Here is a 23416-nt window from a genome sequence, read left to right on the forward strand (position 1 = left end):
GTTCACTCTTCCGGCCATGGACACCGCGAGCAGGGAGGCATACGACGGCATGCCCAGGTACGACGACGCACGCACCGCATCCAGAGCACTCGCCACCGAGGCCGTGCACGCCGGCCGCGACGACCTGGCCCGGCAGGGACTGCACGCCCCGCCGATAGACCTGTCCACCACCTACCCCTCCTACGACAGCCGCGGCGAGGCCGCCCGCATCGACGCGTTCGCCACGACCGGCGCGGAACCGGACGGCCCGCCCGTGTACGGGCGCCTAGGCAACCCGACCGTCGCCCGCTTCGAGACGGCCCTGGCCCGTCTGGAGGGCACCGAGGCGGCGGTCGCCTTCGCCAGCGGAATGGCCGCGCTGAGCGCGGTTCTCCTGGTACGGGCCTCGATGGGCCTGCGCCACGTCGTCGCCGTTCGCCCCCTGTACGGCTGCAGCGACCACCTGCTGACCGCCGGACTGCTTGGCTCGGAGGTGACCTGGACCGATCCGGCCGGCATCGCGGAGGCCCTGCGTCCCGACACCGGCCTGGTGATGGTCGAGTCCCCGGCCAACCCCACGCTCGCCGAGGTGGACCTGCGGGCGGTGGCCCATGCCTGCGGCTCCGTCCCGCTGCTCGCGGACAACACCTTCGCCACGCCGGTGCTCCAGCGCCCCGCCGAACAGGGGGCGCGGCTGGTGCTGCACAGCGCGACCAAGTACCTCGGCGGGCACGGGGACGTGATGGCGGGCGTGGTGGCCTGCGACGAGGAGTTCGCGGGACGGCTGCGGCAGATACGTTTCGCCACAGGTGGGGTCCTGCACCCTCTCGCCGGGTACCTGCTGTTGCGCGGCCTGTCCACGCTCCCGGTGCGGGTCCGTGCCGCCTCCGAGACCGCCGCCGAACTCGTCCGCCGCCTGGCCGCCGACCCGCGCATCGCCCGCGTCCACTACCCGCGCATCGGTGGCGCGATGGTCGCCTTCGAGGTCCACGGCGACCCGCACGAGGTCATCGCCGGCGTCGGCCTCATCACCCCCGCCGTCAGCCTCGGCAGCGTCGACACCCTCATCCAGCACCCGGCGTCCATCAGCCACCGCATCGTGGACGAGGGGGACCGACGGGACGCCGGGGTGAGCGACCGGTTGCTGCGGATGTCGGTTGGGCTGGAGGACGTGGACGACCTGTGGGCGGATCTGGACGGTGCGCTGGGGCGCCCCGTCAGGGGCGCGGGGAACTGCGCGACCAGCCGCAACGCACCCGCAGTCGCCGGCGCGCAGTAGCCCCTACGGCGCTCAGGCCTTCCCCGACTCACCCGCACTCGACAGCCGCCCAGCAACCCCCACGGCGCTCCCCGGCTCAACCGGCGGAGCCAGCCGCGCCGTGATGACAAGGGTCCCCTCCTCGATCTGATAGTCGAGGGGGAGCCCCAAAGCCCGCATCGCGGCAACCATCCCGGTGTTGGACGACTGCGTCACGGCGTACACACTCTCGCACCCCGCCTCAACCGCCATCCCCACCAACCTGCGGAGCAACTCGCTGCCGATGCCCCGCCGCTGCCAGGCATCCTCGATCAGCAGCGCGACCTCCGTCTCGTCGCCGTCCCACAGCAGGTGCCCGAGACCGACGATGCGCCCCGACGCCGTCTGCACGGCGAGCGTGCGGCCGAACCGGGGGCTGAGCAGGTGCCTGAGGTAGCGGGCCGCGTCGCCGACCGGACCGTGATACCGCATCCCGAGCGTCCGCGAAGAGCACCGCTCGTGCATGTCCTTCGCGGCCGAGAGGTCACCGGTGTCCGCCCGGCGCACGGTGATGTCGTTGCCCTCGGGCAGCGTCAGCACGTCCTGGCTGCGCGGCACGCGCGGGCCGAGCCGGGCGTCCAGCTCCACCAGCGCTCGCGCCCGCGCGAACTCGGTCGGCGTGAACGGCAGATACGGCCGCTCCACAGTGATCACTCCACCTTCCGGCGCACGCAGCCGCATCACGGTGTCCTCCAGAGCCCCTTCCATCGGCACCGGCTCCGGCCCCCGACCGCCCACGGCCGGTACGGCGGGCAGCGACCGGATGGTGCACCGGCCCAGCAACTGCCGCAGGGCCAGCGGCAGTTCCGCCGCGTCCAGGGCGGTGCGGGTGGCCAGGCCGAGCACCCGGGTCGGCGCGTCCACCAGGTCATGGGCGTCGGCCCGCTCGATCCAAGTGCCCGCACCGCCGGCCACCGACACCGTTCGGGTGATCTCGGCCGCCGCGAGCCCGCCGGGCGCCCGCAGCAGGAACTCGTCCACCGTGCCCTCGGCCAGCGGATGGGTCTGCAGGCTCAGGATGTCCACCCGCAGCTCGGCCAGCGCTGCGCACAGCGCGGCCAGTGACCCCGGTTCGTCCTTCACCGTCGTCCGCATCCGCCACAGCGCACTCTCCTCGGACACCGTCGCGGCCTCGTCCTGCGACTGGTCCGACGGCCCGGCCTGCTCCTCGGAGCGCGGCCGGGCGCCGGTATCGCCCGTCGGCGGTGCGTGACCGTGGCGGCGTGCCCACCATGTGTGGAACCCCGCCGTGGCGACCAGCACGGCCGCCGAGACCACCAGCAGCGTCGGTCCGTCGGGCCCGTGCCCGACCAGGTTCGCCACGGCGTCGGCCACCGCCACCGCCGTGAAGAGCGCGGCGAGCTCGATCACGTCGCGGCGCCAGTGGTGTACAGGACGGCCATGCTTCGCGCGTGTCACATCAGACATGTCTCGACTCATGCACCCACTGTGAAGGAAGGGTGTTGCGTGATCACGAACGCTTTGTGACCGGGCGGTAAAGAGCCACTATGTCTGGTTTGCGATCCTCTCGTCAGGTAGCCCGGTCAGGAGCCCCGTCAGGTAAGCCGGGTCAGGTAGCCCGTCAGGCGGCCACCTCCTCCGCCAGCGCACTGCGCAGTCGCCGTGCCTGGGTCACGAGCCGGGACGATCCGCGGCGGTCCGCCGTCCGTGCCAGGTGCGGCAGTTCCTCGCGCGCCCCTGTCCGCTCGGCGCACTCCGCGGCGACGGCCAGCAGATCCGCCAGTCTCCGCGTCGGTGCCGCCGCCCCACTGGTCGCGAGGTCGGCGAGCAGAATGGGCAGGGTGTGCCGGAGCATCTCCCAGACGGTGGCGTTCGCCCCCGTGGCCGCCGCCGTTCGCACCGACTCCACGAGCCGTGACGGCTTCACGGCGCCGCGCCGCGCCAACTGCCCGAGATCCGCGCCCAGCCGGGCCGCATCCAACTGCCCGCGCGCCGCCAGCACCAGCAGGGCGTCCACGGCGGCGAGCCGGTCCTCCGGATGCCGTGCACCGAGCCCGTACGCCACGCAGAGGTGGACGGCCTCACCGGCCTCGCCCTCGGATTCGGCGAGGAGCGGCAGGATCGCGGCGGCACCCCGGACGTCGTCCACGGCGACCGTGGACAGGTCGTGCAGCAGCCTGACCGCGACGAGTTCACGCCGCTCGGGAAGGACGGCGAGCCACTGCGGGCGTATGTCGTCGTCCCAGTGATAGCAGTACCGGCGCTCACCGTAGACGCTCACCGGTCGGCCCAGGGGCCGGAACTCCCGCGGGAAGTCCTCCTGCAGCTCCAGGAGTTCACCGTGCTCCAGCAGGATGCGCGGGCCGGCGGTGCGCCGCCTCTCGGCGGGCAGCGCCGGGCCGTCCGCGGTGAGCCACTTCGCGAGGCGTGCTCCTTCCGCGGTGCCGAGGGCGGCTGCCCGGACCGCAGCCGCCTCGGCCGCCGTACGGTCCTCGCGGCGCACCCGCAGCAGTGCCTGCGCGAAGTCGGCCGCCGAGACTCGGGCGCCAAGGCGCCGGTACTCGTCGAGGCGGGTCACGAGCTCGTCCGGCTCCAGGAGACCGGTGCTCCAGGTGGGGGTGGACAGCAGGAACGGCAGCGGTTCCGTACGGATCCTGTACGCCACCTCCTGCATCCGGGCGTTGAAGGCACGGGCCAGAGCGCTGTGCACGCACTCGGAACCCGACGGCCCGTGCTCGATCGCCGCGTGGAGAGTGGCGGTGGGCACCTGGTCGAGCAAGGTCGCGAGGAGGAGTTCCAGGCGCTGCGGCTGGTTGGTGAAGTAGGCGAAGTGGTCTTTCAGCCGGACCTGCGAGGACTCGGTGTCGGCCCACCAGCGGCGTGCGACCACCGGGGCGAGTGCCTCCACCAGCGCGTCCCTGTCCTGATGGGCATGGCGCACCAATCCGTCCAGCGTGCGCTCGAACGTCGCCACGTCCGCGTCGGACGCCAGCAACGCCCCGACCTCTTCGGTGAGCTCGGCCACCGACTCCGGAGCGGGCGCCAGCCGGACCGGCTCGGGTGCGGGCGGCAGAACCTCTTCATACGTCAGCTGCTCAGGGGTCGCCGGGGCCGCCCCGAGGCTACGGACCGCCCGCGCGCGCAGGACAGGGATCAACTGCTCGGCGGCCGACGCGAGTTCGTCCCGCGCCTGGGCGCTCCGGACCTTGCCGAGGTGGCGCTCCACCAGCTTGAGCGCCCGCTCCTGTACGTCCGAGTCCCCGTGCCCGAACGCCTGGGCCGCGGCGGGCAGCAGCTCCTCGGCGGTGGACGGCTCGCCGGTGACCACCTTGCCCAGCAGGACCAACTGAGCGCGCACGAGCTTCTTCTCGGTGCGGAAGAGGACGGCCCCCGACATCTCGACCAGCTGACGCGTGGTCAGTTCACCGTCCAGGGCGAGCGACGCGAGCACCGACTGGGCGTGCCCGGCGACGACGGACGCGGCGTCGGAGGCGAGTGCCAGCCAGTCGGCCGTGTGCTCCCGCTGCTCGTCCCGGGTGAGGCTGAACGCCTGCAGCATGCGCAGGAACACCCGGTGGTCGGCCGCCGGGCCGCCCCGCAGCAGCCGGGCCAGGCATGCGCCGACCGTGGCCTTCCGGTCCAGGATGCCCTCGGCGGTGAGCTGGGCGAGCGCGTCGGTCCAACTGTCCGGACCTTCGGCAGCGGACCAGGCCAGACGGCTGCCGATGTCGTCCGTCTCGAACAGCGCTGCCGTGAGCTGGGCGAGATGCGGGTCCTTGCGCAGTCGGTCCAGGACCGTGTCGCCGCGCTGCCAGACGTGACCGATGTGCTCCACCCACCCGTGCACATAGGCCTCCGTCGTCGGCACCGGGCAGCCGGAGAGTCGCACCAGACCCGCCATCAGCTCATAGGGCACCCGCGCGCTGACCGGCCGCTCGGCGATCCGGTGTGCCACATCGGCGAGCCAGCCGGGAGCCCGGTCGCCCAGGACGTCGATCAGCACTCCCGGTGACGCGGGCCACCAGCGCATGTCGGCGGCCGCCAGCCAACCCGCCACACCGGCCGCGCCGGTCTGGCACGCGGCGCCCGCCGCATGCAGGGTGGGATAGGCGCGGCGGGACTGAGACGTCCACTGATCCGCCCTCAGTTCCTTGCGCAGTGCCCTCAACTCGGGGAAGAACGCACGCCGTTCGGCGTCCGTCATCCCGTCCAGCAGGCTCACCACCTCGGCCGTTCGCCCCGCTCGTACCGCTTCCATCAGTGAAGTCATCGCGCACCCCCGTCGACCCGTGCCATGTCCCGCTCCGCCGCCACGACGCCCCGCCGCACCATCCGCACCGCCAGCGCGTGCTTGCACGGCCCGCGCCCGCCCCGGTACTTCGCCCACCACAGACAACTGCAACTGAGCACCCCCGCCTCGTCACGCACCCGGTGCACATGGCCGTCCTCGGCCGTCACCGTCCCCATGTGGCCGTCCAGCACGACCGCGCCGGCCGCCACCAGCGCCCGGGCCGAGCGCAACCGCGGATTGTGGCGCTCCACACGCTCGGCGTCGTACGGCAGCTCCCGGTGGAAGTACGCCGCCTCCGCCGTGTCGTACCCGACCCGCCCCGATGTGCCCAGGCGGATCAGGGCCGCACGGACCCGGTCGGGTGTGAGGCCCGAGGCGGCGGCCAGGTCGGCGACGTCGATGCGGGGCTCCCAGGCGAGGAGCACCGCGATCAACTCGGCGTCCTCGGCGGCGTCATCGGTCGCGAGCGCGTCAAGGACGCCACCCTCGCCGGAGAAGCCGCGCGAAGCGTCCGGTGACAGCGTGAGCGTCAGCCGCATGCCCGGCAGGACCGCCTCCCAGGCACTCGCCGTGGCGGCCGCACCGCCGGTGACCGCGGGGCCGTAAACCCGCAGGGCCGTGGCATACCGCAGCACCCGCTGCAGCGCGATCAGCCGCTCCGGGCCGGGCAGGCACACCGCGCCGGGCACCGCGCGCGTCGTCGGCCGCAGCCCGCCGCCCGTCCCGGCCGAAGAGGGCACCACCCACCGCGGACCGGCCGAGGCACCGCGCCCCCCACCGCGCGGCAGGGCCCGCAGGAACCGAACCGCGTCCGCAGCCGGCAGTTCGGCCCGCAGATCGAAGCCGGCCGCTATCACCTGCGCCTCCGCGAAGCCCCGCAGCCAGCGGTCCGGGAGCGGCACCTTCTTCTCCACGACCGGGCCGTCCAGCGTGGTCACCGCCAACTCCTCCGGGCCCACCCGCAGATGGAGCGGATCGCCCGCGCCGATCCTGGACAGAGCCTCGCGCAGAGGGTTGTTGACGTCGACGTTCGTCGTGCCGTGCCCCACCTCGCCACCGTCGAGGCCGGACTCCAGCACGTCCAGGCGGGCGTACACCCCGCCGCAGCCGGAGAAGGACTCGAACCGCAGCCGGTCGCCGTTGCCCGTGACCACCGGGTCCAGGGAGGCGCGCAGCTGCCGCTGGAAGTAGCGAGCGGCCGCCACGTCCGCCACCGCGAGCAGCCCGGCGGACGCCACCTGAGGAGCCGTCAGGAAGCCCGCGAAGAACCGCGGATGGTCCTCGACACCCGAGGGCGTCGCACCCCGGGAGGTCTCGAGTCCCAGGCGCTGTCCATCCGCTGCGGACTCCAGCACGGAGGGTCGGCAATAGGCCACGGCTTGTAGAGATCGCGTCATGGAAAAACCGTAGACGCGACCACTGACAATCGCCCTGACCTGCCAGAACACCGTCCGGCAGAGGGTGTTCGCGAGGCCGGTACGACCGTGCCGCGCCCCGGGGGATGACACCGGTGCGCGGCACGGATTCCAGGCTACGGCCTCCCGGGCACGGGAGTTACTGACCGACCCGGCCCGGCTGCAGGACCTGCGTGAACAGCACGGTGCCGTCCGACTCGCGCAGTCGCACCGTCAGCTCGCCGCTGTCGCCGTCGATGTCGACCTCGCCGAAGAACTGGTAGCCGCCGGCGGGCGAGACGTTGGCCGTCGTCGGCGCCTTGATGAACACCCGTTCCGGGCCGAAGGTGTTGTCCAGGGTGTTCGCGGGGAACGCGCCCGCGTTGAGCGGGCCGGAGACGAACTCCCAGAACGGCTCGAAGTCGGTGAAGGCCGCCCGCGACGGCTGGTAGTGCTGGGCCGAGGTGTAGTGCACGTCGGCGGTCAGCCACACCGTGCCGGTGATCCTGCGGTGCTTGATGAACCGCAGCAGTTCGGCGATCTGCAGCTCCCGACCCCGCGGTGCCCCGGGGTCGCCCTGCGCGACGGCCTCGACGTTCGGCTTGCCGTCGCCCGTGTCCGGCACCACCAGGCCGAGTGGCATGTCGGAGGCGATCACCTTCCACACCGCCCGGGAGCGGGACAGCTCGCGCTTGAGCCACTTCAGCTGCTCGGCGCCGAGGATGCCCTGGGCGTCGGTGGGCTGGTCGTCCGTGGAGTTGGCGTTGCGGTAGGTGCGCATGTCCAGCACGAACACGTCCAGCAGCGGACCGTGGTTGACGACCCGGTAGACCCGGCCGTCGGGGCGGCGCAGGGTCGAGATCGGGTAGTACTCCGAGAACGCCTGCCGGGCGCGTGCGGCCAGGACGTCGACGTTCTTCTCGGTGTAGCGGGTGTCGCCGAGGATCTCGCCGGGGTACCAGTTGTTGGTCACCTCGTGGTCGTCCCACTGGATGATCGAGGGGACCTGGGCGTTGAACCGCTTGAGGTTGTCGTCCAGCAGGTTGTAGCGGAAGTTGCCGCGGAACTCGGCCAGGGTCTCGGCGACCTTGGACTTCTCCTCGGTGGTGATGTTCCGCCAGGTGCTGCCGTCGGGCAGGGTGACCGATGCCGAGATCGGGCCGTCGGCGTAGATGTTGTCGCCGCTGCAGATGAAGAAGTCCGGGTCCAGCGCGGCCATCGCGTTGTAGATCCGGTAGCCGCCGAAGTCCGGGTTGATGCCCCAGCCCTGACCGGCGAGGTCGCCCGACCACACGAAGCGCACGCCGTCGCGCCGCCGCGCGGAGGCCGTACGGAACGTGCCGGTGACCGGCTCACCGGTGCGGCGCGGGTCGTCCGGGTCGGCGAGCAGCACGCGGTAGTGGATCTGCTCGCCGGACGGCAGGCCGCGCAGCCGGGTCGTGCCGGTGAAGTCCGTGTCAGCGCCGAGCAGCGGGCCGTGCCATCTGCGCGCGCCCCGGAACGACTCGGTCGCGGACGTCTCGACGATCATCCGGGCCGGACGGTCCGACCGCACCCACACCAGCCCCGAGTCGCAGGTCACGTCTCCCGTCTGCACGCCCCAGCCCGCCTTGGGACGCCCCGACAGGGCGAAGGCGGGTGCCGAGCCGAGAGCGGTGGGCAGGGTCAGGGCCGCCGACGCGGCGAGCGAGCCGCGCAGGACGCTGCGACGGCCCGGAAACGGACGGTGGGACATGGAGGCCTCCAGGGGCGGGATCCGGCCAGTGTGCAGTGCCACAACTACTGGGGCGCCGCAGCGCACACGGAAACCACAAGTGAACAACTGACCGCATCCGCAGGGGAACTGGTGCGTCACACGGGAGACAGACAGGCGTACGGTTCCCGTCACCTCCCGGTGGACACGGCGAGCGACGCGGCTGTCCCGGACAGCCCCCTCAGCCCGGGCGCCCGGCGACCGCCTCCGCCATCAGCCGTACGCCCGCCCGGATCCGCGTGGGCGACAGATGCGCGTATCCCAGGACCAGCCGCACACCCGGCCGCCCGCTGTCACCGGCACGCGCGTGCGTGTAGTCCGTCAGGGGGCGAACCGCCACCCCGGCCGCGGCCACGCGCGCGAGGAACCGCTCCTGGGGCCCGTACCGTTGCGGCAGCGCGGCGATGACGTGCAGTCCCGCGGCGATGCCGGTCACCTCCGACCCCGGAAAGTCCTCCTCCAGAGCGCCGACCAGGGCGTCGCGACGCTCCCGGTACGCGCGCTGGCAGCGGCGCAGCTGACGGTCGTAGTCGCCGCGCTCCAGGAACCGGGCGAACAGTGCCTGATCCAGGGTCGGATGCCCGAGGTCCATGGTCCGCTTGCGCTCGACGACCTCCTCGGCCAGGGGCTCCGGTACGAGCAGCCAGCCGAGCCGCAGCCCCGGGGCGAGGGACTTGCTGACCGACCCCGCATAGGCGACACGCTCCGGGTCGAGCCCTTGCAGGGCGCCCACGGGGGCGCGGTCGTACCGGAAGTCGCCGTCGTAGTCGTCCTCCAGGACGAACCCGTCCACGGACCGCGCCCAGTCGAGCAGTTCGGTACGGCGACGGGCGGAGTAGGCGATGCCGGTGGGGAACTGGTGGGCCGGTGTCGTGACGACGGACCGTACGCCCGACTCCCGCAGCGGCCCGATGAGGAGACCCTCGTCGTCCATGGGCAGCGGCACGGTGGAGACGCCCGCGGCGGCGTAGAGGGAATCGTGCTGCGGGCTTCCGGGGTCCTCGACGCCGACTTCGCGCATCCCGCGCGCGTGCAGCACGAAGCCGAGCACCGCCGTCGCCTGCGACACCCCGGAGACGACCACGATGCGCGCGGGGTCCGCGACCACGCCCCGGCGGCGGGCGAGCAGTTCGGCGAGCGCCGTACGCAGCCGGGCCAGCCCGCGCGGGTCGGGATAGCCGAGTTCGTGGTGCGGCAGCTCGGCCAGCACACCGCGCTGTGCGGCCGCCCACGCGGCACGCGGGAACAGCGACACGTCCGGCGTGCCGGGTACGAAGTCGGCCCGGGCGTCGGTGGAGCGTGGAGCCAGGTCATGCGCGCATGGCCGGGCGGCCCGTACGGCGCCGCCCACCCAGGTCCCGGCACCCCGGCCACTGCGCAGATAGCCCTCCGCCGTCAGCTGCTCGTACGCCTCGGTGATCAGCCCTCGCGACACACCGAGGTCGGCGGCGAGATCCCGGCTCGACGGCAGCCGGGTACCCGTCGCGAGTCGCCCCGACCGCACCGCCTCACGCAGCGCCGCCTGCAACGAACGCCCACGCGCGCGTGCGGGCGCGGAAGCGGCCGGCAGAAGCAACTCCCAGGCGGGGGTGCCCAGATACTTCTCCGGCCCGGCCCCGGTCGGCGTCGTAGGAGGCTTCGCCGTCCTCCCGGCAGGATTGGTCTCCGATGACGTCATGGAAATGGACCTTAAACCGGGCCGCGTCGGTTCCTAGCGTCACTGCCATGAACGCCACCACCACGCGCGGTGCCCTCCTCGCCGCGCTCGCCTGCGTACTCGTCGGAGGATCCTTCACCGCCAACAGCCTGCTCGGCGCGTACCCGTACGCAGGCGGCCAGTTCCTGCGCTACGGCCTTGCCTGTCTCCTGCTCGTCCCCCTGGCCGGGCGGGACGCCCCGGCCCGGCTGCGGGCCCTCGCCGCCCATCAGTGGGTCCGCCTCGCCGTGCTGGCGGCCGTGGGTATGGTCGGCTTCAACCTGGCCGTCATCGCGGCCGAGCGCACCGCCGAACCGGCGGTTCCCGGTGTCTTCGTCGGCTGCGCGCCCGTGGTCGTGGCCGTCGTCGTCCCCCTGCTGGACGGGCGCCGGCCTCAGCGTGCCGTCATATACGGGGCGTCGCTCGTGGCCGTGGGCGCGTTCACGGTCCAGGGCTGGGGCCGTACGGACACCGCCGGTATCGCCTTCTCCGTGTGCGCGCTGGTCGGCGAGGTCGGTTTCGCGGTCCTCGCCGTGCCCGTGCTGCGCCCGCTGGGCCCGCGGCTGCTGTCCGCCACGGTGTGCGGGATCGCCGCCGTCGAGTCCGCGGCGGCCGGATTGCTCATGGACGGCACCGCATGGCTGCGGCGGCCGGACCTCACCGAGACCGCGGCACTCATGTGGCAGGCGGTGATCGTGACCGTCGTCGGCTTCGTGTGCTGGTACATGGGCATGCAGCGGATCGGCGCCGAGCGCGCCACGCTCTTCTCCGGCCTCATCCCGGTCGCCGCCGCCTGCACCGCGCCGCTCGTCGGAACCGGCTCCTACGGCGCCGTCCAGGCCCTGGGCAGCGCGCTGGTCGGCGCCGGAGTCGCCCTGGGCTCCGGCGCGTTGACGCGTGCCCCGCGTCGGTCAGCGGCTGCCGTTCGGTCAGCGGCTGCCGTCGAGGAGGACGCGCGCGACCAGGGCCGGGTCGTCGTTCATCGGGCAGTGGCCGCAGCCGGGCAGCCGGACGAGGCGCGCCCGGGGGATGATCTGCTTGGCGCGCACCCCTTGGCGGCGTACGAGCAACCGGTCCCTGGTGCCCCACGCCACGGTGACCGGGATCCCGGGAACGTCGTCGGTGAACTGGACGGCCCCACCGGCCCGGAGGGTCTGGTCGAATCCCGTGGCCCGCGCCAGCGCGAGCGTCTCGGCGACCACGGCCTCGGGTGACCGCCGGCCCGGGCGGGCGTAGATCGTGCTGGTCAGGGCCGTACGGCCGGCCGCCGACCTGGACAGCCGCTCCACCAGCGGCAGCGGCAGCCGCCGGGAGATGTGCCGCATCGCCAGCAGCACGCCGAAGGCGTATCGCCGCTCGGCCTCGGACCAGAACCCGGCGGGGGAGAGGGCGGTGACGGACCGCACGAGCTTCTCGCGGCCCAGCTCCAGCGCGATGAGACCGCCCAGCGAGTTGCCGGCCACATGCGGGCGATCGAGTTCCATGGCCTCGCAGAAGGCGCCGAACACGGCCGTCGTCGTGGCCAGGTCGTAGGAGAGGTCGTCCGGCAGGCCCGGTGAGGCCCCGAACCCGGGCAGATCGACGGAGATCACCTCGCGCTCGGTCGCGAGGATGTCCACCACCGGGTCCCAGACCTGCCGGTGGTGACCGATGCCGTGCAGCAGGAGCAGCGGTTCACCGCTCCCCACGCGCGCGTAGTCGACGGTCACGCTCTGCGGGCCGCGCAGAGAGGGGACCTCGAAGGAGACGGTGGCGGACATGGGTGCTCCTCGTCTGGGACACGCTGACGGACGGCCGTAGACAGCTTGTCAGCAATTGCTACCGACGGGTAGACCCTGAATGCGGCCCGCCATGGTGGAGGCGTGGCCCCCAACGCGCCCCGCGCGCACCGGGGTTGAACGGAACCGGCCAGGTGCGCCGATTTCGCCTGGACACGGCCGGACGCGTCGGCTGGGATGGGGAAGTGACCACCGAAACCGAGACCGACGTCTTCGAAGAGCACCGCCCCGTCCTCCTGGGGGTCGCCTACCGCATGCTCGGCCGCGTAGCCGACGCGGAGGACGTGGTGCAGGACGCCTGGCTGCGCTGGTCCGGAGCCGACCGGTCCGAGGTGCGCGAACCGCGCGCCTACCTGGTGCGCATCACCACCCGCCTCGCCATCGACCGGCTGCGCCAGGTCAAGGCGCGGGGTGAGACCTACATCGGCCCCTGGCTGCCGGAGCCGTATGTCACCGACTTCGGGGACGCCGTCCCGGACACCGCCGAGCGGGCCGTCCTCGCCGACTCCGTCTCCCTCGCCGTCCTCGTCGTCCTGGAGTCGCTGTCGCCCCTGGAGCGCGCGGTGTTCGTCCTGAGGGAGGCCTTCGGCTACCCGTACGCGGACATCGCCGCCATGCTCGACCGCGGCGAGGCGGCCGTGCGCCAGCTCGCCGGGCGGGCCCGTAAGCACGTGGACGAGCGGCGTCCGCGCTACGACGTCGACCCCACCCAGCGACGCGACCTCACCGAGCGGTTCCTGGCCGCGGCCACGGAGGGCGACCTTGAGGGGCTCATGTCGCTGCTCGCCCCGGACGTCCGCCTCGTCGGCGACAGCGGCGGAAAGGCCAAGGCGCCGGTGCGGGTCCTGGAGACGGCCGACAAGGTGGGCCGCTTCCTCGTCGGCGTCGCCCAGAAGGGCGGTGCTCCCGACCTCTCCTGGCGCTTCCTGGAGATCAACGGCGGGCCCGCGGTGCTGGTCCTGTCCGGGGGCAGGCCCGACTCGATCTTCCAGCTCGACGTCGTGGACGGGCGTGTCCAGGCCGTTTACATCATCCGCAACCCCGACAAGCTGGGGTCCCTGGCCGCCGGGTAGACCGCATCGCCGTATCGCTGGCGCCCCCTCCGGTCCCGTCTCCGTCGGTGCAACGGGGGCTTTGCCGGCATGTCACAGAGGTGGCCTTGTACGAACACGCCGTGAACGTTCCCGAGCCACATGCGTGTGCCGTCCACAAGGGATGGAGGATTGGTATTGACCAAGGTCGAGGGCCGTCCTATGGTCGCAGAGAAGTGCAACAACCTTTAATAAACAAGGGCGCTAAAACGCCGATGGGCCACGGCGATTGCGGAGGACAGGGTGGGGACCACGCAGCTGGAATCGGTGCCGGAACCGAAGTACTGGCACCTGAGGACCGTGCTCAGTGAGGCACTGGACTCCGAATTCACCGTGGGCGAGATCCTGCCCAACGAGCGCGACCTGGCCGCCCGCTTCGGCGTCGCCCGGGCCACGCTCCGCCAGGCCTTGGAGCAGCTCGAACTGGAGGGCAGGCTGCAGCGCCGCCGCGGTGTCGGTACGACCGTCGCGCCGCCGCGCGTGGGCGTGGCCGTCGGCACCGAGCAGCACGCCTGGCCGGGTGCGACCGACGAGGTCTGGCAGCCCGCCGACTGCACGCAGGCGGTGCCGCCCGCGTCCGTCGCCGACGCCCTGGAGAGCGACCGCGACGAGCCCGTGCACACCGTGCGCCGCTCCCGCGTGACGCACGGCCAGCCCGTGGCCGCCGAGCTGCTCTACATCCCGCAGTCGTCGGTGCCCGACCTCTCCGCGATCGACACCCCGTCCGGAGCGGCACGCGCGCGTGCCGTGCTGCGCGAACTGCAGCACCTGGAACTGGAGGGCCAGGAGAGCGCCGTCGAGCTGGGGTCGGCCCGCGCGGACGACGCCAAGGAACTGGACCGGCTCCCCGGGGCGCCCGTCCTCGTGGTGACCACCCGCTACCTCGCAGAGGGCCGCACGGCCGCGCTCTCCGTCGCCACCTACCGCGCGGACACCTGCCGGCTGACCTTCGGTGACTCAGGCGGAGTGGAGATCCACCAGGACCCGGAGCGCCGGGCGTCCTGACCGCCGTACCCACATATGCCTCGCGCCCCGGATGCACTCCGGGGCGCGAGGCATATCCGGGCACAGACGCTGTCGCACCGCCGATGGGCGACCCGGGACCGGCTCAGCGCCGCCCCGTCACCGTCCCCTCCACCGCGAACAGCTGCTCCTCCACGTGGTCGAGCGCGAGCCGCAGGGCGCCCGTCGCCACCGCCGCTTCGCCGAGCAGGGAGAGGGCGACCTTCGGCGGGCGCAGACAGTAGCGGGCCAGCTCGCCACGCAGCGGCTCCAGTACGCCGTCCAGGCCGGACGCCCAGCCACCGATGACGACCAGCTCGGGGTCGAGGGCGAGGACGAGGGCGGCCACGTCGTGGACGAGGCGCTGGATGAAGCGGTCGACGGCTGCGCGGGCCCGCTCGTCGCCCTCACGGGCCTGCGCGAAGACCTTGGCGACGGCGTGCTCGTCGAGGGGGCGCAGCGGCTCGTCGGTGGTGGACAGCAGGGTCTCCGGAGTCACCTCGCGGCCCAGCATGTGCAGCGCGCCGATCTCGCCGGCCGCACCGCCGAAGCCCCGGTGCAACTGCCCGCCGATCAGTGAACCGGCGCCCGGGCTCAGCCCGGCCAGCACGAACACGACGTCGTCCGACTCGGTGGCCGCACCCTTCCAGTGCTCGGCCACCGCCGCCGCGTTGGCGTCGTTCTCCACCAGGACCGGGCACTTGAAGGACCGGCTCAGCCGCTCGCCAAGCCGCAGCCCCGTCCACTCGGGCAGCGCGGCGCCCAGCCGCACGGTGCCGTCCGCCTCGACGATGCCCGGCGTCGCCACCCCCACGCCCCGCAGCGAGCTGCGCGCGACACCGGCCCGGCGCAGCAGCTCGGCCACCGCCGCACGCACCCGTTCGAGCCGCTCGTCGGCCGGAGCCGTCTCGTCGACGTCCTTGACGATCGCGCCGAGCACCCGGCCGTCCAGGTCGGCGAGGAGCGCGGCGACCCGATGCGCCCCGATGTCCAGGCCCAGCAGATGACCCGCCTCGGCCCGGAACCGGAACCGCCGTGCGGGCCGCCCCTGACGCCGTACGACACTCTCGTCGGCCGGCTTCTCGACGACGTAACCCGCCTCGATGAGCCCCTCGACCACGCCCTCGACGGTCGGCCGGGACAGCCCGGTCACCCGCGTGACCTCCGTCAGGGTCGCGGCGTCCGTGGCACGCAGCGCGTGCAGCACCACCGCGGAGTTGATCCTTCGCAGCAGCGAGGGATCCCCGCCGGTCAGCCGCGCCAACGTCCGTCCTCCCAGCTCGTGCGCATGTTGGCCGGATGGTACTCGCCGATGCGGACCCGGGCGAGTGGCAGGCACATGCCGGCGCCTCCCTCCGGGCTCCGTCGGCCACCCGTTGCCCGGATCATCCCGACGCCACGAACCCGGACTCGTAGGCCGTGATCACCGCCTGTGTGCGATCGCGCGCCCCCAGCTTCGCCAGGACGGCACTCACATGCGACTTCACCGTCTCCGTCCCGACCACCAGTCGGGCGGCGATCTCCGCGTTCGACAGGCCGCGCGCCATCAGCCGCAGCACCTCGGCCTCCCGCTCGGTCAGCCGGGCCCGCTCCAGCACGGCACGGGCCGCCCGGTTCCCGCCGTCCTCGCCGTACTGCGCGGCGAGCTGTCTCACGGAGGCAGGGAACAGCAGCGACTCGCCCTCGGCGACCAGCCGCACCGCGTGCACGATCTCGGCCGGCCTGGCCCGCTTCAACAGGAATCCGTCGGCACCGGCGCGCAGCGCCTCGTACACGTACTCGTCGTTCTCGAAGGTCGTGATGACGATGATCTTCGGCGGCTCGTCGACGGTCCGCAGCACCGCGCGCGTGGCCTCGATCCCGTCCAGCAGCGGCATCCGTACGTCCATGGCGACCACGTCGGGCCGCAGCTGCCGCACCAGCGGAATCACCGCCGCCCCATCGGCCGCCTCCCCGACGACCTCGATGTCGGACTGCGCCTCCAGCACGGCCCGCAGTCCGGCGCGAACGAGGGGCTCGTCGTCGACGAGGAGAACGGTGACCGGCATCCGGCCAGCGTAGATCAACCGAGCGGCAGCTCTACATGCACCTGCCAGTCACCTTGGTCGGGACCGGTCCGCGCGTGTCCGCCCAGCAGGGCGGCGCGCTCGCGTATGCCACGCAGGCCGCTGCCTCTGCCGGGCCCGGGTATGTCGGCGCTGAGTGGATTGCGGATCTCAAGCGTGAGCGTGCCGTCCGCCACGGCGATGCGGACCCGGACCGGAACGGACCCGGCGTGCCGCAGCACATTCGTCAGCGACTCCTGGAGGATGCGGTAGCCCTCCCGGGAGACCGGCCCGGGCACCGTGTCCACGGGCCCGGTCAGGTCGACGTCGACCTTCGCACCGGAGGCACGCGCGGACTCCAGCAGACGGTCGGCGCCCGTCAGCGTCGGCCTGCTGCTCACCGGCCGCTCCGACTCGCGCAGGATGCCGAGGACACGCTCCAGGTCCTCCAGGGCGGCCCGGCCGGTCTCCTCGATGGCGTCCAGGGCCCGGTCGGTGAAGGCGGGGTCGCCGGCCGCTCGCGCGGCACCCGCCTGCACCACGGCCACAGTCAGGGCGTGCCCGATGGAGTCGTGGAGTTCGCGCGCGATGCGGGTGCGCTCCAGGAGTTGCTCGGTGCGCTCCTCCAGGGCGGCGAGGCGCTCGGCGGGGGAGGGGCCCAGAAGCCGGAGGGCGAGTGCGGTGATGAGCTGGCCCGAGGCGACCACGGTCACCGCCAGGGTGACCAGCGCCACGGGCGCGAGCAGGACGTGCCACCAGGCGTGGCCGTCGAGGAGCAGCAGCTCGCCCGAGTCGATGTCACCGCCGAACGCCGCCGACACCAAGTCCACCGAGGAGAGGAGCAGTTGGACCGCGAAGAGCGAGGTCGCGCAGCCGAGCAGCAGCCGCGCCTCCAGCCATACGACGAGCCGCCCCCGGTCGCTCCAGGAGGCGGACGGTGCGACGACGATGTCGGTGCTCCCGCTGTCAGGCCGGTGGCCGGTCAGCAGCAGCCTGGCCTGCATCCCCTCTACCGTCCGCATCGCGGGAACCAGCCCGGCGGGGGCGAGCGCCACGCCCGCCGCCACCCAGGTCCACCACGCTTCCTGGATGAACAGCAACATGCTCGGCCACACGACGGCGATGAACAGATGCAGCAGTCGTGTGTACGTCACCGCCCGGGCGAACGGGCGCAGCATGCGGGCCATTCCGTCATCGTGCCAGCCGCCACCGACAACGGACCTCCCCCGCACGGGGGAGACGATCTCCACGCGTGGGGGAGGAACAACCCCCGCCCCAACGGTCAGGCTGCTGCCATGACCAACATCGAAGTGCAGGCCCTCACCAAGGAGTTCGGCACCCGGCGAGCCGTGGACGACCTCACCTTCACCGTTCTCTCCGGCCGCGTCACCGGCTTCCTCGGCCCCAACGGCGCCGGAAAGTCCACCACCATGCGGCTCGTGCTCGGCCTCGACCGGCCGACCTCCGGCACCGCCACGATCGGCGGCCGCCCGTATCCGACCCTGCGCGAACCGCTGCGCCACGTCGGCGCGTTGCTCGACGCCCAGGCCGCGCACGGCTCCCGCACCGCCCACGATCATCTGCGCGTCCTGGCGGCGAGCAACCGCATCCCGAGCGCACGCGTCGACGAGGTACTGAAGGAGACGGGCCTGGCGTCGGTGGCGCGGCGCCGGGTGAAGACGTACTCGCTGGGCATGCGCCAGCGGCTCGGCATCGCCGCCGCACTCCTGGGCGACCCCGAGGTGGTCATGCTCGACGAGCCGTCCAACGGGCTCGACCCGGAAGGCATCGTCTGGATCAGGGAACTGACGCGGCGCCTGGCGGGGGAGGGCCGGACGGTGCTCGTCTCCAGCCACCTCATGAACGAGACCGCGTCCTTCGCCGACCACCTCGTGGTCCTCGGCCGAGGACGATTGCTGGCCGACACCCCGATGCGGGAGTTCATCCACGCGCGCGTGCGGCCGAGGGTGCGGATCCGCACGACGGACGCCACCGCGCTCAGGACCGCACTCGCCCGGCACGGCCATGACGCCGTCCCCCACGACGACGGGTACTGGACCGTGCACCACGCGCGCGTGGACGACATCGGCCGCATCGCCTCGGAAGCGAGCGTTCCGCTCCTCGAACTCGCGGCCGAAGAGGGCACGTTGGAGCAGGCCTACTTCGATCTCACCGCGACCGAGGCCGAGTTCACCACCCAGCCCCAGCCCCAGACCCAGCCTTAGGAGGCCTGACCATGACAATCGCACCCGTGCTCCACGCGGAGTGGCTCAAGATCCGCACCCTGCGCTCGCTGCCGGGAGCGCTGCTGGCGCTGTTCGCCGTGACCACGGCGTTCTCGGCGGTGGCCGGCCTCGACGGGAGCTCCGACCCGGAGTTCGACCCGCTGTTCTCGGCCCTGTCCGGGATCCTGCCCGGCCAGATCGCGGCCATCTCGTTCGGCGCGATGGCCGTCTCGTCGGAGTACCACGGGGGTGCGCTCCGGCTGACGCTCGCCGCGGTCCCGCACCGCGGACGCTGGTTCGCGGCCAAGGTGGCGGCCATCGCCGTACCGGCCCTGCTGGTCGGCCTGGTCACCGCTGTCGCCGCGCTCGCCGTGGCACGCGCGGGACTCGGCTCCGCGGCGGATGCCCTCACCGTGGCCGAGCAACTGCGCGGAGTCCTGGGCTGCGCGATCTATCTCATGCTGATCGCCCTGTTCGCGGCGGGACTCACCGCAGTGCTGCGCAGCGGAGTGGCCACGCTCTCCATCCTGATCCCGTTCATCCTCGTGGTGTCGTTCGTCATCGGTGACGCCGCGGGCACCATCGCGGACTTCCTGCCCGACAAGGCCGGCCAGATCGTCCTTCACCAGACGTACGACGGCACTCTCGGGCCATGGTCGGGACTCGCGGTGACCGCCCTGTGGACGGCGGCCGCGTTGCTCGCGGGGGCTTGGAGCGTACGGCGACGGGATGCGTGACCCCGGCGAGTCGAGGGGACGCCTGACCCCGCGAGCCGAAGGGAAGACCGACCGACCCCGCGAGTCGAGGCAGGTCAACCCTCCGTGCTCTCCTGAGCCCCGGCCTCCGCTGCCACCCGCAACCGGGCGAACTCCTCCGCCATCGTCGCCGCCGTCCAGTGCGCGTTGAGCCCGCTCGGATTCGGCAGCACCCACACGCGCGTGCCGTCGATCATCCGCTCCTGCGGACCCACCTGGGCCTTGCGCTCGTCGAACGCCGCCCGATACGCGGTGACCCCGACGACGGCCAGCCAACGCGGCCGCAGCCGCGCCACCTTCGTGGCCAGCAGCCGCCCGCCCTCGCGGTACTCCTCGGCACTCAACTCGTCGGCCCGTGCGGTCGCCCGCGCGACGACGTTCGTGATGCCGAGGCCGTGGGCCGGCAACTCACCCTGTTCCGACGGCTTCATGAGCCTCGGTGTGAAGCCGGACAGGTGCAGGACCGGCCAGAAACGGTTGCCGGGGCGGGCGAAGTGATGGCCGGTCGCGGCCGTCATCAGACCGGGGTTGATGCCGCAGAACAGCACATGGAGGCCGTCCGCGACGACGTCCGGTACCAGACGGTCGCGGGCGGCCTCCAACTGCTCGGCGGTGAAGCGCGCCATGGTGTGCGGTCCGTCAGAGGATGGCGCCGGGCGTGTATCCCGCGGCCTCCGGGCGCTGCTTCACGATCTCCTCGATACGGCCCACGACGACGCCCACCTGGTCGGCCGCCGCCCCCGTGAAGGACAGCTTGTCGGCCATCAGCGCGTCCAGCCCCGCGCGGTCGAGCGGGATGCGCTCGTCGGCGGCCAGCTTGTCGAGCAGCTCGTTGCGCTCGGCTCCCTGCTCACGCATCGCCAGCGCGGAGGCGACGGCGTTCTCCTTGATCGCCTCGTGCGCGATCTCACGGCCGACGCCCGCGCGCACCGCGCCCATCAGCACCTTGGTGGTGGCGAGGAACGGCAGGTAACGGTCCAGCTCACGGGCCACGACAGCCGGGAAGGCGCCGAACTCGTCGAGGACCGTCAGGAACGTCTCCAGCAGACCGTCCAGCGCGAAGAACGCGTCCGGCAGCGCGACTCGGCGCACCACCGAGCAGGACACGTCGCCCTCGTTCCACTGGTCGCCCGCCAGCTCGCCGGTCATCGAGGCGTAGCCGCGCAGGATGACCATCAGGCCGTTGACGCGCTCGCACGACCGCGTGTTCATCTTGTGCGGCATCGCGGAGGAGCCGACCTGGCCCGGCTTGAAGCCCTCGGTCACCAGCTCGTGTCCGGCCATCAGCCGGATCGTCTTGGCCAGCGAGGACGGCGCCGCCGCCAGCTGCACCAGCGCGGTCACCACCTCGTAGTCCAGCGAGCGCGGGTAGACCTGGCCGACCGAGGTGAAGGCCTGCGAGAAGCCCAGGTGCCCGGCGATCCGGTCTTCCAGCTCCGCCAGCTTCGTCGCGTCCCCGCCGAGCAGGTCCAGCATGTCCTGCGCCGTGCCGACCGGGCCCTTGATGCCGCGCAGCGGGTAGCGGCCCAGCAGCTCCTCGACCCGGCCGTACGCCACGAGCAGCTCGTCGGCGGCGGTCGCGAAGCGCTTGCCCAGCGTCGTGGCCTGGGCGGCGACGTTGTGCGAGCGGCCGGCCATGACCAGCTCGCCGTACTCACCGGCCAGCTTGCCCAGGCGGGCCAGCACGGCCACCGTGCGGTCGCGCACCAGCTCCAGGGAGAGCCGGATCTGGAGCTGCTCGACGTTCTCCGTGAGGTCACGGGACGTCATGCCCTTGTGTACCTGCTCATGCCCGGCGAGGTCGTTGAACTCCTCGATCCGCGCCTTCACGTCGTGTCGCGTGACCTTCTCGCGCTCGGCGATGGAGGCCAGGTCGACGGTGTCGAGGACACGCTCGTAGTCGGCGATCGCGTCGTCCGGCACCTCGATGCCGAGGTCCTTCTGGGCCCGCAGCACGGCGAGCCAGAGCTGCCGCTCGAGCTTCACCTTCTGCTCGGGGGACCAGAGCGTGGCGAGCTCGGTGGAGGCGTAGCGTCCGGCGAGGACGTTCGGGATGCGGGGCTTGGCGGGCGCAGAAGTCACGTGTACGGAGTTTACCCGGCGTCCAGAGGGCCCTCGATCGTCCATACAGTCCAGAGCACTCCAGGTCAGGGGGTGCCGACCTGGATGCCCACGGGCGATCGGGTGAATTCCCTGGCGATCAACGCGTCTTGGTTTCCCGGGGCCTCCATATTTCGTTCATAGTCTGCTGGTAGTGGCGAGACTGAACGTGCGGCATCACGATTCCCTCGATGACCTTGTGAATCCCGGCAATCGACAGGTTCGAGTCAACGACCGGCGTCGGCTTCCCCCTTCCGCCTGAGAGAAAGACAACGAGAATGCGACAGACCCTGACCAAGGGATTGATCGTGGCCGCCGCCGCGACAAGCGCCCTGTCTCTGTACGGCACTTGCGCGTTCGCTGCCCCCCGCGTGCAGGGTGCCGTGGTGAATTCCGCCGCCGCACTGCCGGGTCGTACGGACCCATGGGATACGGAGGCGCTGGAAGAACAATTCGGCGAGATGCGCGATAAATTCTATGAGATGCATGACAAACTCAGCGACCTGCATCCGCTGGAGCGCACTTCCGAAAACGACACCTTCGGCAATGGGAACTCCGGTTACGGGTCCGAGAAGCCGAGCAGCAATGGCTACGGCGCGGAGAAGCCGAGCAACGGCGGCTACGGGTCCGACAAGCCGAGTGACGGCGGCTACGCGTCCGAGAAGCCGAGTGACGGCGGCTACGGGTCCGAGAAGCCGAAGGAGCATGGCTACGGCTCGGAGAAGCCGAAGGACCACGGCTACGGCTCGGACAAGCCGAGCGACGACGGATATGGCTCCGAGAAGCCGAAGGACCATGGCTACGGCTCCGAGAAGCCGAGCGACAAGGGCTACGGCTACGGCGAGGAGCCGAGCGACAAGGGCTACGGCTACGGCGAGGAGCCCAGCGACGAGGGCTACGGCTCCGAGAAGCCGACTGACCACGGCTACGGCTACGGCTACGGCGACGAGGAACCGCACACACCCGAACCGACGCCCAGCCAGACGCCGCCTCACCACGAGCCCCCGGAGCCCCCGGCCGAGGCGCCGCCCGCGAAGCCGGATCACCCCCAGATGCCCGAGACCGGCACTGAGAGCGTCATCGCAGGCGTGGCCGGCAGTGGAGCGCTGCTGATCGCCGGAACCCTCCTGTACCGGCGAAGCCGGGCCACGTCCCGCCAGTAGCGCACCAGGCGCCGGGGCGGTCAGGGGCTTTCGGCCCTGACCGCCCCGGCCCGGTGCAGCCAGGGCCGTCCGGGCCTACGCCGTCGGCCCCTCGTACGGCAGCAGTTCCGGCCGCTTCGGCGGCATTCCGTCGCCGGACGACCGGCCCGTCAGCCGCCGTCCGATCCAGGGCAGCAGATGCCGGCGCGCGAACCGCACGTCCGTGACCCGTCGCGTGACCCACCCCGGCGGCAGCGTGGCCGGCATCGGCGTGCGCCACTCGGTGTCCTCGGGATCGTGACCGAGCGCCTGCCACACCGCCTCGGCGACCCGACGATGCCCCTCGGCCGTCAGATGCAGCCGGTCCACGTCCCACATGCGGGGGTCGGAGAGCGACGGGGCGCCGTACAGGTCGACGACGAGCGCGCCGTGCCGTTCGGCCAGTTCGTCGATGCAGACGAACAACTCCTCCATGCGCGGCCGGAACCGTTCCAGGACCGGGCCCTGGCGGCCGGGGCTGCGCATCAGGACGAGCTGCTTGCAGGACGGCGCGAGCGTCTCCACGGCCTCTTCCAGGAGCCCGCGCACCCGCCCCATGTCGCATTTGGGACGCAGCGTGTCGTTGAGCCCGCCGACGAGCGTGATCACATCGGCGCCCATCGCGGCCGCCACATCGACCTGCTCCTCGACGATCTGCCCGATCAGCTTCCCGCGCACCGCCAGATTGGCGTACCGGAAGCCGGGTGCGCGGGCGGCCATCCGTCCGGCGAGGAGGTCGGCCCAGCCCCGGTAGGAGCCGTTCGGGAGCAGGTCCGACATGCCCTCGGTGAAGGAGTCGCCGACGGCGACCAGGCTGGTGTGAGTGGGGTTCGTCTGCATAGCGACAGAGATGGTATCCCGGGCACAT

General features: G+C 72.2%; 18 protein-coding genes and 1 pseudogene. 7 read left to right on the forward strand and 12 right to left on the reverse strand.

Annotated elements, in window-relative coordinates:
- The first annotated feature begins 49 nt into the window (after nt 1–49).
- Nucleotides 50–1258: a trans-sulfuration enzyme family protein gene (locus tag ACIA8X_RS13415; protein WP_393446433.1), complete on the forward strand. Its 1209-nt coding sequence runs from the start codon at nt 50–52 to the stop codon at nt 1256–1258.
- 12 nt (nt 1259–1270) lie between these two features.
- Here the strand turns inward: ACIA8X_RS13415 and ACIA8X_RS13420 are convergent, their stop codons facing one another.
- The 5 genes from ACIA8X_RS13420 to ACIA8X_RS13440 all read right to left on the reverse strand — a co-directional run bounded on the left by ACIA8X_RS13420 (nt 1271) and on the right by ACIA8X_RS13440 (nt 10353).
- Entirely contained in the window at nt 1271–2704 is a 1434-nt protein-coding gene (locus ACIA8X_RS13420; RefSeq protein WP_393446318.1) for a GNAT family N-acetyltransferase, read from the reverse strand.
- A gap of 154 nt (nt 2705–2858) precedes the next feature.
- Nucleotides 2859–5507: a DUF6493 family protein gene (locus ACIA8X_RS13425; protein ID WP_399458333.1), complete on the reverse strand. Its 2649-nt coding sequence runs from the start codon at nt 5505–5507 to the stop codon at nt 2859–2861.
- Nucleotides 5504–6925 carry an SWIM zinc finger family protein gene (locus ACIA8X_RS13430; protein ID WP_399458334.1) on the reverse strand — a complete coding sequence of 474 codons (1422 nt, stop codon included), beginning with the start codon at nt 6923–6925 and terminating at the stop codon, nt 5504–5506. The genes ACIA8X_RS13425 and ACIA8X_RS13430 overlap by 4 nt, the downstream gene beginning before the upstream one ends.
- Nucleotides 6926–7082: 157 nt before the next feature.
- A complete protein-coding gene (locus tag ACIA8X_RS13435) occupies nt 7083–8657 on the reverse strand; it encodes an alkaline phosphatase D family protein (protein ID WP_399458335.1) in 1575 nt (524 codons plus the stop codon).
- A gap of 199 nt (nt 8658–8856) precedes the next feature.
- Nucleotides 8857–10353, reverse strand: coding sequence for a PLP-dependent aminotransferase family protein (locus tag ACIA8X_RS13440; protein WP_399458336.1), 1497 nt, complete (start codon nt 10351–10353; stop codon nt 8857–8859).
- Nucleotides 10354–10400: 47 nt separating this feature from the next.
- Between ACIA8X_RS13440 and ACIA8X_RS13445 the strand changes: the two are divergent.
- Nucleotides 10401–11237 (forward strand): annotated as a pseudogene (locus ACIA8X_RS13445) (DMT family transporter); the annotation flags it as partial.
- Nucleotides 11238–11300: 63 nt separating this feature from the next.
- On the opposite strand, the gene ACIA8X_RS13450 reads toward ACIA8X_RS13445, so the two are convergent.
- Nucleotides 11301–12131, reverse strand: a complete 831-nt coding sequence (locus ACIA8X_RS13450; protein ID WP_393446308.1) for an alpha/beta fold hydrolase — start codon at nt 12129–12131, stop codon at nt 11301–11303.
- A 203-nt stretch (nt 12132–12334) separates the two neighbouring features.
- On the opposite strand from ACIA8X_RS13450, the gene sigJ reads away from it, so the two are divergent.
- Nucleotides 12335–13222: an RNA polymerase sigma factor SigJ gene (gene sigJ / locus ACIA8X_RS13455; RefSeq protein WP_393446306.1), complete on the forward strand. Its 888-nt coding sequence runs from the start codon at nt 12335–12337 to the stop codon at nt 13220–13222.
- Between the two features lie 261 nt (nt 13223–13483).
- Nucleotides 13484–14245 carry a GntR family transcriptional regulator gene (locus tag ACIA8X_RS13460; RefSeq protein ID WP_393446305.1) on the forward strand — a complete coding sequence of 254 codons (762 nt, stop codon included), beginning with the start codon at nt 13484–13486 and terminating at the stop codon, nt 14243–14245.
- A 103-nt stretch (nt 14246–14348) separates the two neighbouring features.
- On the opposite strand, the gene ACIA8X_RS13465 is transcribed toward ACIA8X_RS13460, so the two are convergent.
- The 3 genes from ACIA8X_RS13465 to ACIA8X_RS13475 form a co-directional block, all read right to left on the reverse strand.
- Nucleotides 14349–15506, reverse strand: coding sequence for an ROK family transcriptional regulator (locus ACIA8X_RS13465; RefSeq protein ID WP_393446303.1), 1158 nt, complete (start codon nt 15504–15506; stop codon nt 14349–14351).
- 121 nt (nt 15507–15627) lie between these two features.
- Nucleotides 15628–16290 carry a response regulator gene (locus ACIA8X_RS13470; RefSeq protein ID WP_393446301.1) on the reverse strand — a complete coding sequence of 221 codons (663 nt, stop codon included), beginning with the start codon at nt 16288–16290 and terminating at the stop codon, nt 15628–15630.
- Nucleotides 16291–16304: 14 nt separating this feature from the next.
- A complete protein-coding gene (locus ACIA8X_RS13475) occupies nt 16305–17474 on the reverse strand; it encodes a sensor histidine kinase (RefSeq protein WP_393446299.1) in 1170 nt (389 codons plus the stop codon).
- 108 nt (nt 17475–17582) lie between these two features.
- Between ACIA8X_RS13475 and ACIA8X_RS13480 the strand changes: the two genes are divergently transcribed.
- Both ACIA8X_RS13480 and ACIA8X_RS13485 read left to right on the forward strand, forming a co-directional pair.
- Nucleotides 17583–18512 (forward strand): ABC transporter ATP-binding protein, encoded by a 930-nt coding sequence (locus ACIA8X_RS13480; RefSeq protein ID WP_393446297.1) that lies wholly within the window; start codon nt 17583–17585, stop codon nt 18510–18512.
- An 11-nt stretch (nt 18513–18523) separates the two neighbouring features.
- The gene (locus ACIA8X_RS13485; RefSeq protein ID WP_393446295.1) at nt 18524–19249 is read left to right on the forward strand and encodes an ABC transporter permease; all 726 of its coding nucleotides are present in this window, start codon (nt 18524–18526) and stop codon (nt 19247–19249) included.
- A gap of 74 nt (nt 19250–19323) precedes the next feature.
- On the opposite strand, the gene mug is transcribed toward ACIA8X_RS13485, so the two are convergent.
- On the reverse strand, nt 19324–19893 hold the full coding sequence (gene mug, locus ACIA8X_RS13490) for a G/U mismatch-specific DNA glycosylase (protein WP_393446293.1): 570 nt from the start codon (nt 19891–19893) through the stop codon (nt 19324–19326).
- 13 nt (nt 19894–19906) lie between these two features.
- On the reverse strand, nt 19907–21349 hold the full coding sequence (gene purB, locus ACIA8X_RS13495; RefSeq protein ID WP_393446291.1) for an adenylosuccinate lyase: 1443 nt from the start codon (nt 21347–21349) through the stop codon (nt 19907–19909).
- Between the two features lie 500 nt (nt 21350–21849).
- Here purB and ACIA8X_RS13500 point away from each other — a divergent pair, with 500 nt between their 5' ends.
- Entirely contained in the window at nt 21850–22530 is a 681-nt protein-coding gene (locus ACIA8X_RS13500) for an LPXTG cell wall anchor domain-containing protein (RefSeq protein ID WP_393446289.1), read from the forward strand.
- A 75-nt stretch (nt 22531–22605) separates the two neighbouring features.
- Here the strand turns inward: ACIA8X_RS13500 and ACIA8X_RS13505 are convergent, their stop codons facing one another.
- Nucleotides 22606–23388, reverse strand: coding sequence for an SGNH/GDSL hydrolase family protein (locus tag ACIA8X_RS13505; protein WP_393446287.1), 783 nt, complete (start codon nt 23386–23388; stop codon nt 22606–22608).
- Nucleotides 23389–23416 lie beyond the last annotated feature (28 nt).

The sequence above is a fragment of the Streptomyces sp. NPDC051738 genome (genome assembly GCF_044453205.1).
Classification (GTDB): domain Bacteria; phylum Actinomycetota; class Actinomycetes; order Streptomycetales; family Streptomycetaceae; genus Streptomyces.